Genomic DNA, 17,501 nt, shown 5'->3' on the forward strand with positions numbered 1-17,501 from the left:
GCCTACTTCTCCAGGAGAACTCCATGAAAAGAGACAACGCCCCTTCCACCCTGGCGGCGGTCACGGACTTCGACAGCGCCCGCAGCGCGCCGTCGCCGCAGGACCGCCTGCGCGCGCTGCGCCGCAGCGGCGCGCAGTTCCGCGAGCGGTTCCTCGACGAGCCGGCCGTGCGCTACGCCCGCAGCTTCGACCTGCTGCGTATTCCCTATCCGGCCTGGTATGCGTTCAGCGGTGTGTATTCGCAGCAGCTGCTCAAGCCGCACATGGTGCATCTGCTGGCGCGCACCGTGCTCATCCAGTTCGAGGACTTCGAAGGCCAGCTGCGCCACCTGCTGTTCACGCCGGCAGACCACGAGACGGGGCGCGATACGCCGTACTTCCGCCGCCTGAGCGAGCAGACGCCGGCCTTCTTGCACAGCACCATCGCGCCCATCTATGGCACCGTGCTGGATGCCCTGGCCAGCGTGGGCGTGGCGCCCGAGCGCATCGACTACATCACCTACGACCACCTGCACACGCAGAACCTGCGGCGCTGGCTGGGCACGGACGGCGGGCCTGGCCTGCTGCCCAACGCGCGCCTGCTGGTGCACCGGCAGGAGCTGGCGAGCGTGGCGGGCCTCTTGCCCACCCAGGCCGACTGGTACTGCCCCGACGGCCTGCGCGGCGTGGCCGGCGACCGCATCGTGCCATTCGACGGCAGCGTGCAGCTGGGCCGGGGCCTGGCGCTGGTGCACACACCGGGGCACACCGAGGGCAACCATTCGCTGGTCTACCGCGTGCCGGACGGTCTGCGTGTGAGCAGCGAAAACGGCGTCTCGGCCGACAGCTGGGCGCCCGAGGTCTCGTGCCACAACGCCATCCGCCGCTTTGCCAAGGCGACCGGGGCCGAGGTGGTCCTGAACGGCAACACGCAGGAAAACAGCAACGACCAGTACCTCTCGATGGTGCTGGAGAAGACCATCGCCGGCACCTCGGCGTCGCACGGCTTCAGCAACGTGGTGCCGTCGAGCGAATGTTCGCCGCACTGGCTGTTCCCGGGCGCGCCCACGGGCCACCTCTGGGGCGCCACCGAGTCGGGACAGCTGCAGCGCGTGTGACGCCTGTGCACTGCCGGTGCACCACGCGACAAGAACAAACCCAGGAGACAACCCATGAACACGGCCACCTATGGCGCGGCTGCGCCGGCATCCGCTGCCACCGAGAACACCAGCACCCACGCGCTCTACCGCAAGATCAGCTGGCGGCTCATACCGCTGCTGTTCGTCTGCTACATCTTCAACTACCTGGACCGCACCAACATCGGCTACGCGCAGTTGCAGATGAAGGCCGACCTGGGCTTCGGCGATGCGGTCTTCGGCCTCGGGGCCGGGGTGTTCTTCATCGGCTACGCGCTGTTCGAGATCCCCAGCAACGTGATGCTGGCGCGTGTGGGCATGCGGGCCACGCTGCTGCGCATCATGGCGCTGTGGGGTCTGGCATCGGCGGCCACCTTGTTCGTCACCACGCCCACGCAGTTCTATGTGCTGCGGTTCCTGGTGGGGGTTTTCGAGGCAGGCTTTGCACCCGGCGTGCTGTTCTACCTCACGCTGTGGTTCCCGGCGCAGCAGCGTGCGCGGGCCACGGCGCTGTTCTTCATGGCCTACGGAGCGGCACCCATCGTGGCGGGCCCGCTGGCGGGACTGACCATGACGTACCTGGATGGCGCCCTGTCCCTGCGCGGCTGGCAGTGGCTCTTCGTGGTGGAGGGGTTGCCGTGCGTGTTGCTGGGCGTGCTGGCCTATCGCTGGCTCGACAACCGCCCCGAGGAGGCGGGCTGGCTCACATCGCAAGAAAAAGCCCAGGTGCGGCGCGATCTGGCGCAGGAGCAAGCCATCGGTGGCGGCGCGCCGCAGTCCTTTGGCAGCGCACTGCGCAACCCGCAGGTGTGGCTGCTGGGGTTCATCTCGTTCCTGGTGATCCTGGGTATCTACGCCATGTCGTTCTGGCAGCCCACCCTGCTGCAGTCCATGGGGCTGTCGGTGCTGCAGATCGGGTTCTACTCGGTGGTTCCGGCGACGCTGGGCATCGCTGCCACGCTGGTGGTGGCGCGGCATTCAGACCGCACGCAAGAGCGGCGCTGGCACTTTGCCGTGGGCGCGGTGCTCGGGGCCGTGGGGCTGTCGCTGACGACCCTGTTCATGCACAGCCCCTGGGCGGCCGTGGCCTGCCTGTCGCTGTCGGCCATGGGGGTGTCCAGCGCCTTCGCGGTGCTGTGGGCCGTGCCCGCCAGCCTGCTGGCCAAGGATGCTGCAGCGATGGGCATTGCGCTCATCACCACGCTGGGCGGCACGGCGGGCGTGGTGGCGCCGGTGATGGTGGGTGCCATCAAGTCGGCCACGGGCGGCTTCAGCCTGAGCCTTTACATCCTGAGTGGCGCACTGGTGCTGGCGGCGGCGTTGATGGTGGCGGCGGGGCCTCGGCGTCGTGTGGCCTGATGGGATATTGGTGCTATTGTTTCAATAGCTATTTGCGCTTGATGAACAAGCGCTGGAGGCCAATTCCCTTCATATTTCTTCCGCCGCCATGCGGGCCTGGGCCCTGAGCCAGTCGCTGAACGCCACCAGGGCGTCTGTGGCCGGGCGCGACTGCAACCGCGTGAGCCAGTAGGCGCCCCGGTGCAGTTCTTGGGCAAAGGGCTGCACCAGCCGGCCTTGCTGCAGTTCGCGCGTGAACATCTTCACCGGCAGCAATGCCATGCCGGCGCCTTGTGCCGCTGCTTCCGCCAGGGTGAGGGACGAGTCGAACACCGCGCCGCGCACCACGGGGCAGGGGGCGCCAGCGGCCTCGAACCACGCCGCCCATTCATCGGTGCGGTAGCTGCGCAGCAGTGGTTGCCGTGCCAGGTCGGCCGCCGTTCGCAGGCCGTGGGCCAGCGCGGGCGAACACATCACGGACATGGGCGCGTCCATGATGCGTTCGGCATGCGTGCCATGCCAGGCGCCGTCGCCAAAGCGGATCGCGCAGTCCAGCCCTTCGCCCGCCATGTCCACCCGGTTGTTGTGTGTGAGCAGGCGCAGGTCCACAAAGGGGCAGGCCTGTTGAAAGTCGCGCAGCCGGGGCAGCAGCCAGCCCACGGCAAAGGTGCCCACGGCGCCCACGGTCAACACCTCGCGCGGGCGGGTGTCGCCCAGTTTTTCCAGGGCGCGCTCCAGGCTAGAGAACGATTCCGTCACCACCGGCAGCAGCGCCTGCCCCTCGTCCGTCAGCGCCAGCCCACGCGGCAGGCGGCGGAACAGCGGCTTGCCCAGGCGTTCTTCGAGCTTGCGGATGTGCTGGCTCACGGCGGTCTGGGTCACGTGCAGCTCCTGGGCCGCCCGCGTGAGGTTCAGGTGGCGCGCCGAGGCTTCGAATGCGCGCAGGGCATTGAGAGGTAGATGCATAAGTTTTTCTGGGGGCTGGCGGCAATTATTGTCGATGGTGCCGGGGGGCAGATATCCGTATCGTTCGAGCCTTGCTTCAACTTACCCCTCAATTTCATATGCAAAGACGACAGTTTTCCTTGGGTTTGATGGCCGCCACCGCCATGCCTCTTTGGGGGTGCGCGGCTGCCAGCAATGCGGCGAACCATGACGCAACGGCCCGCCAATGGAATGACACCCTCGCCCGCATTGAACACTTCGCCCAGGGCCGCCTGGGCGTGGCCATGCTGGACACTGGTTCGGGCCTGGCGCTCGGCTGGCGCCAGGACGAGCGTTTTGCCATGGCCAGCACCTTCAAGGCGGTGCTGGCGGGCTGGATGCTGGCGCTGGTGGACCAGGGCAAGGAGCGGCTGGATGCCCGCGTGCACTACGCGGCGGCCGATGTAGTGGCGTATTCACCCGTCAGCGGCCCCCGTGCGGGCGATGGGGGCGGGTTGACGGTGGGCGAACTGTGTTCTGCCACCGTGAGCCTGAGCGACAACACCGCCGCCAACCTGCTGCTGGCCCGCCACGGCGGTCCAGCCGGGTTCACGGCCTTTGTGCGGTCACTGGGCGACGGCACCACGCGCCTGGACCGCACCGAGCCCACGCTGAACGAAGCCAAGGTGGGCGACCCGCGCGATACCACCACGCCGCTGGCCATGCTGCAGACCTTGCAGAAACTGGTGCTGGGCGATGTGCTCACCGCCCCGTCACGCGCCTGGCTGCAGCGCTGGCTGGTGGAGACAAGCACGGGCGACAAGCGCCTGCGCGCGGGTGTGCCAGGCTGGAAAGTCGGGGACAAGACGGGCACGGCGGGCGACAGTGGCACGGCCAACGACGTGGCGGTTTTGTGGCCCCCAGCTGGTGGCGCACCGGTGCTGGTGACGTGTTACCTCACGCGGTCTAAGGCCAAGCCGGAACAGCGCGATGCGGCGATTGCGCAAGTGGCGCGCGCCGTGGCTGCAGCGCGCGAAACGTTCAGAGCTTTTTGACCAGCACCTGACTCTTGCGGTCCCAGTTGTACTTGCGCTTGCGGGCTTCGGGCAGCCAGTCTGGGTCCACGCTCTGAAAACCACGCTTGATGAACCAGTGCATGGTGCGGGTGGTCAGCACGAAGATGCTGTCCAGCCCGGCGGCGCGGGCGCGCTGCTCAATGCGCTTGAGCAGTTTTTCACCATCACCCGTGCCCTGGCTTTGCGGTGATACGGTGACGGCAGCCATCTCGGCCGTCTTGGCCTCGGGGTAGGGGTACAGCGCCGCGCAGCCAAAGATCACGCCGTCGTGTTCGATGATGGTGTAGGCGGCGATGTCGCGCTCGATCTCGGTGCGGTCGCGCTTGACCAGGGTGCCGTCCTTCTCGAAGGGCTCGATGAGCTGCAGGATGCCGCCCACGTCGTCGATGGTGGCCTCGCGCAGTTCTTCCAGTTTTTCGTCGATGACCATGGTGCCGATGCCGTCGTGCACATACACCTCGAGCAGCAGCGACCCGTCCACCGCAAACGGCAGGATGTGGCTGCGCTCCACGCCGGCCTTGCAGGCCTTTACGCAGTGCTGCAGGTAAAAGCCCGTGTCGGTGGGCGTCTGCGCCGTGGGCAGCGTGGCCAGCAGGGCCTGCGCGGCAGCCAGTGGAAGCTCGGTGTCGATGGGGTTGTCTTCGCTCTCGGGCTCTTCCGGTTTCATGCGGATGCCTTGCACCTCGCTCAAGAAGATCAGCTTGTCCGCGCGCATCTCAATGGCCACACTGGTGGCCACTTCTTCCATGCTCAGGTTGAAAGCCTCGCCCGTGGGCGAGAAGCCAAACGGCGACAGCAGCACCAGTGCACCCATGTCCAGCGTGCGCTGGATGCCTGCCACATCCACCTTGCGCACCAGGCCCGAGTGCTGAAAATCCACCCCGTCCATGATGCCCACGGGACGCGCGGTGAGGAAGTTGCCCGAAATCACCCGCACCGTGGCGCCCGCCATGGGCGTGTTGGGCAGGCCCTGGCTGAACGCGGCTTCGATCTCATAGCGCAGCTGGCCCGCAGCCTCCTGGGCACAGTCCAGCGCCACCGAATCCGTGATGCGGATGCCGTGCGAGTATTTCGCCGCATGGCCCTTGGCCGCCAGTTGCTCGTTCACCTGCGGGCGAAAGCCGTGCACCAGCACGATGCGCACGCCCATGGCCTGGATCAGCGCCAGATCCTGCGCAATGTTGTGCAGCTTGCCCGCCGCAATGCCTTCCCCCGTGAGTCCGATCACGAAGGTCTGGTTGCGGAACTTGTGGATGTAGGGCGCCACCGAGCGGAACCAGGGGACGAAGGTGAAGTTGAAGACAGCGGACATGGCGGAGGGTGCGGTGGGGCGGGCCTTGAAACGAAGGAAAAACCGGCAACAACAGGCGGCCCGGTATGGCCGCCAAGTCGCGCATCATAAGCATGCAGGGCTTTCGCTGTCTGGGGCATGTGCCGGCTGCCCCCCGGTTTGTTGCTGAAACGCGGCCAGCCGGGCCGCAAAGGGCTCCAGGATCAGGGCTTCGTCAGGCCCCGTGTGGGCTGCCACCGCAATGGCGACGCCACTCTGGGCCATCAGCGCCTGCATCTCGGGCTGGGCGATCATCCCGTGGTCCATCAGTGCCTCTACCAGGCGGGTGAGGGCACCCCGGTGCTGGCCCAGCAGGGTACTGGCACGCTGGTATTGGGACTGCAGCAGTTCCTCGATGGCGGCGTTGCTGGGTTCCACGTCGGTGTTGAGGTGGTTGTCCAGCTCCACCGTCACGTCGGTTCGGGACAGGCGCGTGCCAAAGCCATGGTGGCGGATGAACCGCGCCGCTTCGGCCGTGACCTGCTTGTAGTCCTGCTCGGCGCCCGTCGTGCAGGCCATTTCGCCAAACACCAGCTCCTCGGCCACGCGGCCCGCCAGGCCCACGCACATCATGTCCAGTGCGTTCTGCCGGGTGGTGACCTTGAGGCCCGCGAAGCTGTTGTAGCCGCCCTCGAACGAGGCGATGTTGATCTTCACCTCCTGCGGGGCCTGGCCAAACAGCAGGCAGTAGACCAGCCCGTGGCCCGCTTCATGCACCGCCAGCAAGGCGCGGAAGTCGGCATTGGCGCGCTGCTTGAGCCGGTTGAGCTCCAGAGTCACCCCAAACTGCGCCTGCTGCACATCGCCCTGGCCACCGAGACCATGCACCACCAGATGGCGCTTGTCCGCTGCCAGCGCGATGGCAAAGTCCTGCGCCAGGGGCAGCTGCTGCTCCAGCACCCACAGCGCGGCGTTGACCAGGTTGGCGCTCAGGATCGCGTGCACCGACGAGAACAGCGGCCGCGTGCCCTGCGCCGGAAACACCGCGTTGGCATACAGCTCATCCAGCACGTCCTGCCCGATGGCAAAGCGCACGCCGCACTGGGCGGCAATGTCGTCGCAGTACCGCGTGCACAGGTTGCGGATGAGCTGCTCGTAGGTGGCCTTGTTGAACGAGGGGTAGATCACATGCTCGTTGCCCAGCCGCGCAATCTGCTCGGGCTTGAAACGCTCGGAGAGTGCTTTCTTCACGTCGATGAGCGAGAGCTTGCGCGTGAGGCGGTGGAAGATGTCGGCATCGGTGTCGCAGTCTTCCACGCGCTGGGCGGTCTCGTGGTACATCTCGTCGAGGTTGCCGCAGACGAACACCAGCAGCTTGCTGTAGTCGGTCTCCCAGGACGAAAGCGATTGCTGAAACCGTGTGAACAGTGCCTGCACCTGTGTGGGCGGCCACTGCATGATCTCGGCCAGGGGCTCCGAGAGCTTGAGCATGCGCTTGAGCTCCTGCGCATCCCAGGCGTCGAGCTGGAAGCGGTAGGGTTTCTTGCCAGCGCGCTCATCTTCGTTGTCGTCGGCCCGTTCGGCTTCGTAGTGCGCGTCGGCCAGCTTGCGCTCGATGTTGGTGAGGGCACTCAGCGCGGGCGGCAGGCGCCCGTCGGACAGCAGCGTCCAGACATCCTGGTAGCGCTCCACCTTGACCTCCTCGCCCTTGGTGCTCACCGTGCGAAAGCGCTGGAATTCGTCCAGCACCAGCATGCCCGGCGCGCCCTCGTGGATGCCGGAGTCGCCCAGCATGCCGGAGATGGACGAGCTGCGGTAGCTCGCGCCGTGGCTGAAGCCGTCCATCTGCACTTCCACAAAACGGTCGTAAAAGCCCAGCAGTTGCGCCAGGCGCCGCGTGAGTTGCGTCTTGCCCGTGCCCGTGAGGCCCCACAGGCAGACGATGACGGGACGGGTGATGAGCTGGGGCAACACGTACCAGGCGCGGATGGCATCGATCACGCGGTCGATCACGTCGTCGATGCCAAAAAGCTCGGCCTTCAGTTGCAGCGCCGCTTCGGTCAACGCCTGCTGGCGCTGGGCGAGCTCGGCTCGGCTGGCTGGAGCTCCGGCCGGCTCGCCCGGTTGCGCCCGCACGGGGGCGGGCTGCGGTGTGGAAGCCAGGGGGCGCACACCGGCCGGGGCCGCGTGCGGGATGGGATGCCGCGGGTGTGGCGGCACAGGGTTGTTGAAGGGATTCATCTCAATCGTTCAAAAAGGGGTTCCGGATCGCCTTGCGCAGGGCGACGTTGTCCGCGCGGCGCTGGGCCCCACGGGTTCGGATGTGCTTGCCTGCCGCACTCGACAGGCTGCGTTGGGCCAGCGCGGCGGCCACAGGGTTTCGGGGCGGGCCCGAGGCTTCGAGCAGCAGGACCAGGGGCTGCTTCATGCGGCGCAGCTTCTTGATTTCACCCTGGGCGTAGGCCCGAGACAATTTTTTGGCACTCATGTGCACTCCACAAACAAAAAACCCCGGCAATGGAGCCAGGGCTTGCGGAGCGCGTGTGGGCGCCGGGGGGCCAAGGCTGGACAGTGCGTACACAGTCCAGCCGGGGCGGTGGACTGTGGTCAGGCGGGAGCGAACAAGGGAACAAACATAGCGGTGACCTCCAGTGTTTTCAGGGGCTGCCGTTACGGCGGGCACAGGCCTGAAAGAAGCGCGAATTGTGGCGAGGTGCCTGGGGCTTGGCAAGCCGAGGGGCCCGCAAAAGCCTGCATGTGTCGCATGAAAAGAACAGTGGACGGGCGAGCGCCTCGCCGAACCCTGTGGAAGGGCGGGCTGTGCTCAGCCCTGGCGGCGGTAGGTCCAGCCAGCCGCGTGCATCCACTCTTCCTTGTCGCGCGTCTCCACGACCAGTTCCACCAGATCGCGGCCGTCGTTGAGCGGCACCTGCACCGTCATGCCGGCCCGGTCCGCCGACAGGGGCAGCAGGAACTGGCTGTCGTCCCAGAAGAGATAGCCGGGCAGCTCGGGCAGCTCACGGAGGGCGACCGCCCCCACACCCAGGGCCCGTGGAATGGACTCGGGCGCTTCGTTCGCCAGCAGCCAGGTGCTGTCCATCCGTGCGACCCATTGCGGGGGCAGCGGGGCGGCAGCGGCAGGCATCTGCTGCCCCATGGGCATGGTGACCCAGTAGTGCCCCGCTGCGGCGGGTTCGCGCGAGAGCAGGTAGCGGCGGCCTTCGGCCTGTTCCCACCGGTACTGGGTGCCGGGTTGGGCCTCCGACCACCACCAGCCGTCGCTTCGCAGGCGCAGCCCCGCGCAGAGCGGGGTCCAGTCCTTCGCCTGTGCCGACCAGACCCACAGGTCGATCTGCTGGCTGTCGGGTGAGAGGGCTTTCAGCGGCTTGGATGAGCGGCCATAGATGCCCAGCATGGCGTCCACAGCGCTTGAAGAAGAGGTCGCCGCCGCCGGGATGGCGGTGGATACCTTGGATGGCAGCGCGGGCAGCTGGCCGGTTTCCCGCAAGGCGCGCAGCAGAATGCCCTCGGCAATGGGCCCGGGCTTGAAGCCGGGCGCGTTGCCGGTGAGCAGCAGGGCCATGCCCGCCTGCGGCAACACGTAGAAGTCGCTGGCGTAGAACATGGTGTCGCCACTCTTTTGCCACGCAAGGACACCCGCGGCCCCCAGGCCCTGCTGCCGCGTGCTGTCCCAGCCCAGGCCCCAGCGCCAGTCGGGGTTGAGATTGATGCGCAGGCCCTGGTTCTGCTCGCTGCCCATTTCCAGGACGCCGGCTTTGGACACGATGCGCTGGCCATCGTGTTCGCCGCCATGGATGAGCATGGAGGCCAGCTTCATCATGTCGCCGGGCGTGGTGCACAGCCCGCCCGTGGCGTAACCCATCACGAATTCCTGGCCCTGCTGAGCGTTGCGGATGGAGCCGTGGGCGAAGCTGCCTTTGGGCAAGGGCTGCAGTGTGTAGCCCGAGCGGGCCATGCCCAGCGGGTTGAGGATGGCTGACTGCACGAACGCCGGGTAGGCCTGCCCGGTGACCGAGAGCACGATGCGCTCGACCAGCGTGAAGCCGTCATTGCAGTAGACCGCCATGGCTCCGGGCGTGTGCTTGAGGTGCACGTTGGCCATGGCCGCCTCCAGTTCCGCCGCATACCCTGGCAGCGGCGCAAAGGCGAACAGGTTGTGGGAATAGGTGCCCGGCAGCCCTGAAGCGTGGCTCAGCAGGTGCCGGACCGTGATGTCCCGGTAGCCCTCCGACAGCATCGTGAACTGTGGCAGGTAGCGCACCACGGGCGCATCCAGCTGCACCAGCCTGCGGTCCACCAGCACCATGATGGCCAGCGCAGCGAGCACCTTGCTGACGGAGCCGACGTTGAAGCGTGTATCCGGTGTTGCGGGCGTGGCCGAGGTCTCATCCAGCGCCCCAAAGGCCTCTTGCCAGACGATACGGTCGCCGTGCATCAGTGCGATGGACGCGGCCCGCACCTCGCTGCCTTGCATGGCCTGGCGTATTTCGGTGCGTCCCCAGGCAATGGTTGCCGTCATGGTGGGAGAGGCATTGCCGCTGCCGCCACAACCCGGCAGCAGGGGCACCAGGGGCGTCAGCGCTGCGGTGCCAGCCCATGCCAGCCAGTCACGGCGTGGTTGCGATGTGGGCGGGACGGAGCGGCTGTCGTCAAAGCGTTTCTGGGCAGATGTCTGCGGGGGCATTCGGTCATTCCTGGGGGGCCGGAGACATCGTCGGGCGATGGTCAAGAGGCGCGATTGTGGAAGCTGCCCGCCAGGGCTGGCAACCGTGCGCATGGCCCGTGTTGCACGCGGCCAACGCCCGGCTCGGATAATGCAGCCCTTCATGACCGAATCCGCGCCTCCCCATACCTTGCCAACCGCCCCGCGCACTGCGCCGCTGCGTATTACTTTTCCCGAGTCCCTGCCGGTCTCGGGCAAGCGCGAAGAGATCATGGAGGCCATCAGCAAGCACCAGGTCATCATCGTGTGTGGTGAAACCGGCTCGGGCAAGACCACGCAGCTGCCCAAGATTGCGCTGGCGCTGGGCCGGGGCAAGTGCAACGCAAAGCCTGGACAAAAAGGCCAGCTCATCGGCCACACCCAGCCACGCCGTATTGCCGCCAGCAGCGTGGCCAAGCGCATTGCCGAAGAGCTGAACACGCCGCTGGGGGATGTGGTGGGCTTCAAGGTGCGGTTCCAGGACCGCCTGAGCCGGGATGCCTCCGTCAAGCTGATGACCGACGGCATCTTGCTGGCCGAGACGCAGACCGACCCTCTGCTCAAGGCTTACGACACCATCATCATCGACGAGGCGCACGAACGCAGCCTGAACATCGACTTCCTGCTGGGCTATCTGCGTCAGCTCCTGCCGCGTCGGCCGGACCTCAAGGTCATCGTCACGTCCGCCACGATTGATGCCGACCGGTTTGCCAAGCATTTCGAGAGCGCCAAGGGCCCAGCGCCGGTCATCATGGTGTCGGGCCGCACCTTTCCGGTGGAGCAGCGCTACCGCCCTTTTGAGGAGAGCCGCGATTACGGCCTCAACGAGGCCATTGCCGATGGCGTGGACGAACTCTGGCAGGGCAATGCAGCGGGCGACATCCTGGTCTTTCTGCCCGGCGAGCGCGAGATCCGCGAGGCCGCCGACCACCTGCGCAAGCACCTGTCGCACCAGCCCGTGATGCGCAATGCCGAGGTGCTGCCGCTGTTTGCACGCCTCTCCCAGGCCGAGCAGGACCGCATTTTTGATGGACACACGGGCCGCCGCATCGTGCTGGCCACCAACGTGGCCGAGACCTCGCTCACCGTGCCAGGGGTCCGATACGTCATTGACGCAGGCACAGCACGCGTCAAGCGCTACAGTTTTCGTAGCAAGGTGGAGCAACTGTTGGTCGAACCGGTCAGCCAGGCCGCCGCCAACCAGCGCGCTGGCCGCTGCGGGCGCGTGGCCAACGGCATCTGCATCCGCCTGTACGACGAGGCCGGTTTCAATGGCCGCCCCCGTTTTACCGACCCCGAAATCCTGCGGTCATCGCTCGCAGGCGTCATCCTGCGCATGAAGTCGCTGCACCTGGGCGATGTGACGCAGTTCCCGTTCATCGAGGCGCCCTCGGGCCGCGCGATTGCCGATGGCTACCAGCTGCTGACCGAACTGGGCGCGGTGGACGATGCCAACGAGCTGACCCCCATGGGCGTGGAACTGTCGCGCCTGCCTCTGGACCCGCGCGTGGGCCGCATGATCATCGAGGCGCGCGACCGCAAGGCGCTCGATGAGGTGCTGGTGATTGCCAGTGCGCTCAGCGTGCAGGACGTGCGCGACCGCCCCATGGAGGCGCAGCAGCAGGCCGACCAGGCGCACGCCAAGTTCGACGACGACAAAAGCGAGTTCAGCGGCTACCTCAAGCTGTGGAAATGGATCAACGAGGCCCGGGGCGGGGCGCCCAGCCTGCCATCGGCCCGTGCCCAGAAAGCCATGGCCGCGCAGAAGGCACCTTCGCAGGCCTACCTGCCGGTGGCGCAGCGCAGCGGTGGTGGCAGCCCTGCGACAGCGCCTGCTTCATCCTCTGCCGCCCCAGCCGCCCCAGCTGCCACCCACAAGCTCAGCAACCGCCAGTACGAGCAGTTGCTGCGCCAGAACTTCATCAGCATCCGCCGCCTGCGCGAGTGGCGCGACATCCACACCCAGCTGCTCACCGTGGTCACCGAGCACAAGTGGCAGATCAACACCCAGCCTGCGAGCTATGAGCAACTGCATTTGTCGATGCTGGCCGGTTTGCTGGGCAACGTGGGCGCCAAAAGCGACGAGGAAGACTGGTACCTGGGCGCACGTGGCATCAAGTTCTACAAACACCCGGGCGCGCACCTGAATAAGAAGCCCGGCCGCTGGATCGTGGCGTCGGAACTGGTGGAGACCACGCGCCTGTTTGGCCGGGGCATTGCGGCGATTGAGCCGCAGTGGCTGGAGCAGATTGGCGGGCATGTGCTGCGCAAGCAGCTGCTCGACCCGCACTGGGAGAAGAAATCTGCCGAGGTGGTGGCGCTGGAGCGCGCCACGCTCTACGGCATCGTGGTCTACAACAACCGCCGCGTGAACTTCGGCAAGGTAGACCCCCACGCCGCGCGCGAGGTGTTCATCCGCGAAGCGCTGGTGGGCGGCAACTGGGAGACCAAGCTGCCGTTTCTGGCCGCCAACCAGAAGCTCATCGCCAAGGTCGAAGAGCTGGAGCACAAGTCGCGCCGCCAGGACGTGCTGGTGGACGACGAACTCATCTACGCCTTCTACGACCAGCAACTGCCGCCGGAGGTGTGCAGCGGCCACAGCTTTGAGGCGTGGTACCGCGAGGAGTCAAAAAAGCAACCGGAGCTGCTCAAACTCACGCGCGACGAGCTCATGCGCCACGAGGCCGCAGGCATCACCACCAACGCGTTTCCCAAGACGGTGCGCCTGGGCGGTGTGGACTGCACGGCCAGCTACCTGCACGAGCCCGGCGATGCGCGCGACGGCATCACGGTGACCATCCCGCTCTTCGTGCTCAACCAGGTGAGCGACGAACGCTGCGAATGGCTCGTGCCCGGCATGCTCAAGGACAAGATCCAGGCCCTGCTCAAGAGCCTGCCGCAACGCCCGCGCAGCCGTTTTGTGCCGCTGCCCGACAGCGCCACGCGCCTGGCCGAATTGCTGGGTGCGCCCGAGCGGTTTGGCACCGGCAGCCTGACCGATGTGCTGCTCAAGCAGGTGCGTGATGAGACCTCGCTGGATGTGAAGCGTGCCGACTTCAAGCTCGACATGCTCAGCCCGCACCTGTTCATGAACTTCCGCGTGGTGGATGAGCACGGCCGCCAACTGGGCCACGGCCGCAACCTGGGCGCCCTCAAGGCCGAGTGGGGCGCCAAGGCGCGCGGTGCGTTCCAGGCGCTGGCGGGGCTCAAGCTCGGTGGTGCGGCGGCAGAGGGTGTGAAATCTGATTCAAATATGCCTCTAGCGCTTGATGATAAAGCGCAGGCAGCTATTAAATCAGGAGTAAAAGGTGCGGCGCAGCCCGCCCAGCCCACGAAACCAGCCAACGCCACGCCATCGGCCCCAGCAGGCCAGCGCTACACCACCTGGACATTCGGCGAGCTGCCCGAGCTCATGGAGATCAGGAAGGCTGGGCAGACGCTGATCGGCTTTCCGGCACTCATTGATGGCGGCGACGCCGTGACGATCGAAGTCTTCGACGAGCCCGAGGTCGCAGCCGCCAAACACCGCGCAGGTCTGCGCCGCCTGTTTGCACTGCAGATCAAGGATGCGCTCAAGTACCTTGAAAAGAACATCCCCGACCTGCAGAAGATGGCTGTGGCGTTCATGCCGCTGGGTACGCAGGAAGAGCTGCGCGCCCAGATCATCGATGTGGCGCTGGACCGGGCCTTTTTGCTCGACCCGCTACCCACCGATGAATACGCCTTCAAGCGCCGCGTGGAAGAGGGCCGGGGCCGCCTCACGCTGATCGCCAACGAGGTGGCTCGCCTGGCCGCCACCATCCTTACCGAATACGCGGCCGCCGCCCGCAAGATCAAGGACACCAAAAACGCCACCGAGGCCACGCAGGATGCGCAGCAGCAGCTGCAACGCCTGGTGCCCAAGAACTTCATCGCCGCCGCGCCGTGGACGCAACTGGCGCACTACGCCCGCTACCTCAAGGCCATCACGCTGCGCCTGGATAAATACCGCGCCGACCCTGCCCGCGACGCCGCCAAGCTGGCCGAGTTGCGCCCGCAAGAGCAACGCTACTGGCGCCTGGTGGCCGAGCGCAAGGGCGCCGTGGACGCGCGCATGCAGGAGCTGCGCTGGCTGCTGGAAGAGCTGCGCGTGAGCTTCTTCGCACAGGAACTGCGCACGCCGCAGCCGGTGAGCGTGAAGCGGCTGGACAAGCTGTGGGCGCAGGTCAATAGCTGATGGCCCGGGTGGCGGCCTGCGCCTTACCCCCTGGTCCAGATCTTGATCGTCACGTACATCGTGTAGCCCAGGGCGAGCACCATCCACACCACAAAAAACAGGTTGGCCCAGTACTGGCCGGAATGCTCCGCCAGGGTGTAGATCTGCCCTTTGCAGCCCTTGCCAACGCATGGAATCTGCAGCAGCACCACTGCGCGCAGGGCTTCGAACAAGAGATAACACGCCAAACCGGCAATGAGCAAGAAGCTGATGGGCCCGACAGGCGGTTTGGTGAACTCATCGTTCTCGTCGCGCGAGCCCTGGTTGAGCAGTTTCTGCCCGTATCGGTAGAAGGCGTATCCGACCAGGAGCATCAGTGCGTAGTAGGCGAGGGTCAGCATGTCGTCGAGTCTTTGGGGGGTAGAAAAAGACCAGGCGTTAATAGTAGCCGACGCTTCCCGGCACCCATTTGCCCACGCAGTTCTGGCACTGCGCTGCCCCGGCCCGGTACCTCCGCGTCACATGCGCGACGCACCATCAGTGCCATCCCCAATGCCGTCGGGCACCATGCGAACTAGGCTGCGTACTTCAAAGGAATCCTTGCTCCATGCGCCCTCACTACAAGTTCTGGCCCCGCCGCCTGCCCAAGTCCATCACCCTGCCGTCCACCTCGCTGTGGGACAACCTGGCCATCAGTGCCCGCCGTTATCCCGACAAGACGGCGCTGGTGTTCTTTGGCCAGTCGCTCAGCTATCGGCAGTTGATGGAAGGCGCCGAGCGCCTGGCGGCGCGGCTGGTGGGCCTGGGCGTGCGGCGCGGCGACCGCGTGGTGTTGTGCATGCAGAACTGCCCACAGTTGGTGATGGCGCACTTTGCGATCCTGCGGGCCAACGCGGTGGTGGTGCCGGTCAACCCCATGAACCGTGCGGAAGAGCTCAAACACTACATCACCGACCCCGATACCAAGGTGGCCTTCACCACGGGCGACCTGGCTGCCGAGATGGCCAAGGCCAGCAATGCGCTGCCGCCGGCCGAGCGCCTCGCGCACCTGGTGGTGGCGCAGTTCAGCGATGCGTTCGATGTGGATGTGGCGGGTGCTGATGCACCGCCCGATGCCTGGCGGGAATGGCTGGGCACACGCCACCCGTTGCCCGCACTGGAGGGCGGCCAGGCCTATGCCTGGATGGATGCCGTGGCTTGCAAGGATGCGCCCCCGGAGCTGGTGGTGGGCCCCAACGACCTGGCGCTGCTGCCCTACACCAGCGGCACCACCGGCCTGCCCAAGGGCTGCATGCACCTGCACAAGAGCATCATGCACAACGCTGCGGCCGGTGCCCTGTGGGGCACGGGCTCGGTGGACAACGTCACCCTGGCGGTGGTGCCCATGTTCCACATCACCGGCATGGTGAGCGTGATGCACACCTCTATCTACTGTGCGGCCACGCTGGTGATCATGCCCCGCTGGGACCGCGACCTGGCCGGGCGCCTCATCTCGCGCTACCAGGTCACGAACTGGACGAACATCCCCACCATGGTCATCGACCTGCTGGGCAGCCCGAATTTTGCAAGCTATGACCTGTCGAGCCTGGTCTATATCGGCGGCGGTGGCGCGGCCATGCCGCAGGCCGTGGCGCAGCGCCTGCTGGACCAGTACGGATTGCGCTATTCGGAAGGCTATGGCCTGACCGAAACGGCGGCGCCCTCGCATTCCAACCCGCCCGACCATCCCAAGCAGCAGTGCCTGGGTATCCCTTTCATGAGCACCGATGCGCGTGTCATCGACCCCGACACGCTCCAGGAAGTGCCGGTGGGCGATCAAGGTGAGATCATCATCCATGGCCCCGAGGTGTTTGAGGGCTACTGGAAGCGGCCCGATGCCACGGCTTCGTCTTTCATCGAGTTCGAAGGCAAGCGTTTCTTTCGATCGGGCGACCTGGGGCGCATGGACGAGGACGGCTATTTCTTCCTCACCGACCGGCTCAAGCGCATGATCAACGCCAGCGGTTTCAAGGTGTGGCCGGCGGAGGTGGAGGCGCTGATGTTCCGCCACCCTGCGATCCAGGAGGCCTGCATCATTGCCGCCAAGGACAGCTACCGGGGCGAGACCGTGAAAGCGGTCGTGGTGCTGCGCGCCACGCACCAGGACACGACGGAGCAGCAGATCATCGACTGGTGCCGCGAGAACATGGCGGTGTACAAAGTGCCGCGCATTGTGCATTTTGTGGCAGCGCTGCCCAAGAGCGGCAGTGGCAAGGTGATGTGGCGGGCGCTGCAGGAGCAGGAGGCTCAGTAGGGACAGCGGCGGCAGTTTGCCTTCTTGCGCGACATCAAGGGCTGCCATCGGCAGCCCTTTTTCTATGGGAGGAGTCAGTGCGATGAGGTCGCCAGTGTCAATTCGCCCAGGTCGCGCTCCAGCAACGCCGGGTCGCCCAGCTGCAACTCGATCAGGCGGCGCAGGTGGGTCACGCTGTCCAGGTCAATGCCCCGGCACAACAGGCCTGTGTGCAGGCCTTCGACATGCGCGACTTCGGTGGACATGGCGATGTGGTTGCCAGTTTCGGCCAGGGGGATGGTGAGCTGGCACAGCATGCCGGCCTCCAGGTTCGCCTGGGCCGGCGCCATGAGCAGGGCGCCTTTGAGGGACAGGTCCAGCACATGCACGCTGAATGCATCGGTCGACGTGGTCAGCAGGGCCGGTGCGTCAAAGCCGACGCGGACAAAGTGGCGGCGTTCGTGGGGCATCGCTGTCTCCTGGGCGAAGCGGTGGGTGGACACATGCTACTCCAAGCCCGACGAAGGTAGATTGCATTTGGATGTTTTTGCAAGCTTTCGTTACCATGGGTCTTATTTCCCTGATTTC

12 protein-coding genes are annotated in these 17,501 nt (G+C 66.0%); 5 read left to right on the plus strand and 7 right to left on the minus strand.

Annotation, left to right across the window (positions count from 1 at the left end; all coding sequences use genetic code 11):
• The first annotated feature begins 23 nt into the window (after positions 1 to 23).
• Both IB243_RS01945 and IB243_RS01950 read left to right on the plus strand, forming a co-directional pair.
• Positions 24 to 1,097, plus strand: a complete 1,074-nt coding sequence (locus IB243_RS01945) for a hypothetical protein (RefSeq protein WP_192424618.1) — start codon at positions 24 to 26, stop codon at positions 1,095 to 1,097.
• A gap of 54 nt (positions 1,098 to 1,151) precedes the next feature.
• On the plus strand, positions 1,152 to 2,474 hold the full coding sequence (locus IB243_RS01950; RefSeq protein WP_192424620.1) for an MFS transporter: 1,323 nt from the start codon (positions 1,152 to 1,154) through the stop codon (positions 2,472 to 2,474).
• Positions 2,475 to 2,543: 69 nt separating this feature from the next.
• Here IB243_RS01950 and IB243_RS01955 read toward each other — a convergent pair whose 3' ends face one another.
• Positions 2,544 to 3,419 carry a LysR family transcriptional regulator gene (locus IB243_RS01955; RefSeq protein ID WP_057271798.1) on the minus strand — a complete coding sequence of 292 codons (876 nt, stop codon included), beginning with the start codon at positions 3,417 to 3,419 and terminating at the stop codon, positions 2,544 to 2,546.
• Positions 3,420 to 3,517: 98 nt separating this feature from the next.
• Between IB243_RS01955 and bla the strand changes: the two genes are divergently transcribed.
• On the plus strand, positions 3,518 to 4,432 hold the full coding sequence (bla, locus tag IB243_RS01960; protein WP_304503437.1) for a class A beta-lactamase: 915 nt from the start codon (positions 3,518 to 3,520) through the stop codon (positions 4,430 to 4,432).
• On the opposite strand, the gene argA is transcribed toward bla, so the two are convergent.
• The 4 genes from argA to IB243_RS01980 all read right to left on the minus strand — a co-directional run bounded on the left by argA (position 4,419) and on the right by IB243_RS01980 (position 10,428).
• Complete coding sequence (gene argA / locus IB243_RS01965; RefSeq protein WP_010461531.1) at positions 4,419 to 5,765, minus strand: amino-acid N-acetyltransferase; 1,347 nt, start codon at positions 5,763 to 5,765, stop codon at positions 4,419 to 4,421. The genes bla and argA overlap by 14 nt on opposite strands.
• An 84-nt stretch (positions 5,766 to 5,849) precedes the next feature.
• Positions 5,850 to 7,964: an AAA family ATPase gene (locus IB243_RS01970; RefSeq protein ID WP_192424625.1), complete on the minus strand. Its 2,115-nt coding sequence runs from the start codon at positions 7,962 to 7,964 to the stop codon at positions 5,850 to 5,852.
• Position 7,965: 1 nt separating this feature from the next.
• A complete protein-coding gene (locus IB243_RS01975) occupies positions 7,966 to 8,211 on the minus strand; it encodes a hypothetical protein (RefSeq protein WP_057224027.1) in 246 nt (81 codons plus the stop codon).
• A 336-nt stretch (positions 8,212 to 8,547) separates the two neighbouring features.
• Entirely contained in the window at positions 8,548 to 10,428 is a 1,881-nt protein-coding gene (locus tag IB243_RS01980) for a serine hydrolase (RefSeq protein ID WP_192424626.1), read from the minus strand.
• A 142-nt stretch (positions 10,429 to 10,570) separates the two neighbouring features.
• On the opposite strand from IB243_RS01980, the gene hrpA reads away from it, so the two are divergent.
• Complete coding sequence (gene hrpA, locus IB243_RS01985; RefSeq protein ID WP_192424628.1) at positions 10,571 to 14,662, plus strand: ATP-dependent RNA helicase HrpA; 4,092 nt, start codon at positions 10,571 to 10,573, stop codon at positions 14,660 to 14,662.
• A 23-nt stretch (positions 14,663 to 14,685) separates the two neighbouring features.
• Here hrpA and IB243_RS01990 read toward each other — a convergent pair whose 3' ends face one another.
• The gene (locus IB243_RS01990) at positions 14,686 to 15,042 is read right to left on the minus strand and encodes a hypothetical protein (RefSeq protein ID WP_057271795.1); all 357 of its coding nucleotides are present in this window, start codon (positions 15,040 to 15,042) and stop codon (positions 14,686 to 14,688) included.
• 206 nt (positions 15,043 to 15,248) lie between these two features.
• Between IB243_RS01990 and IB243_RS01995 the strand changes: the two genes are divergently transcribed.
• Positions 15,249 to 16,934 carry a long-chain fatty acid--CoA ligase gene (locus IB243_RS01995; protein ID WP_192424630.1) on the plus strand — a complete coding sequence of 562 codons (1,686 nt, stop codon included), beginning with the start codon at positions 15,249 to 15,251 and terminating at the stop codon, positions 16,932 to 16,934.
• A gap of 74 nt (positions 16,935 to 17,008) precedes the next feature.
• Here IB243_RS01995 and IB243_RS02000 read toward each other — a convergent pair whose 3' ends face one another.
• Positions 17,009 to 17,383: a PilZ domain-containing protein gene (locus tag IB243_RS02000; protein WP_057224037.1), complete on the minus strand. Its 375-nt coding sequence runs from the start codon at positions 17,381 to 17,383 to the stop codon at positions 17,009 to 17,011.
• Between the last annotated feature and the right edge of the window lie 118 nt (positions 17,384 to 17,501).

The sequence above is a fragment of the Acidovorax sp. ACV01 genome, from assembly GCF_014851495.1.
In the GTDB taxonomy this organism is placed as follows: Bacteria; Pseudomonadota; Gammaproteobacteria; order Burkholderiales; family Burkholderiaceae_C; genus Acidovorax; species Acidovorax radicis.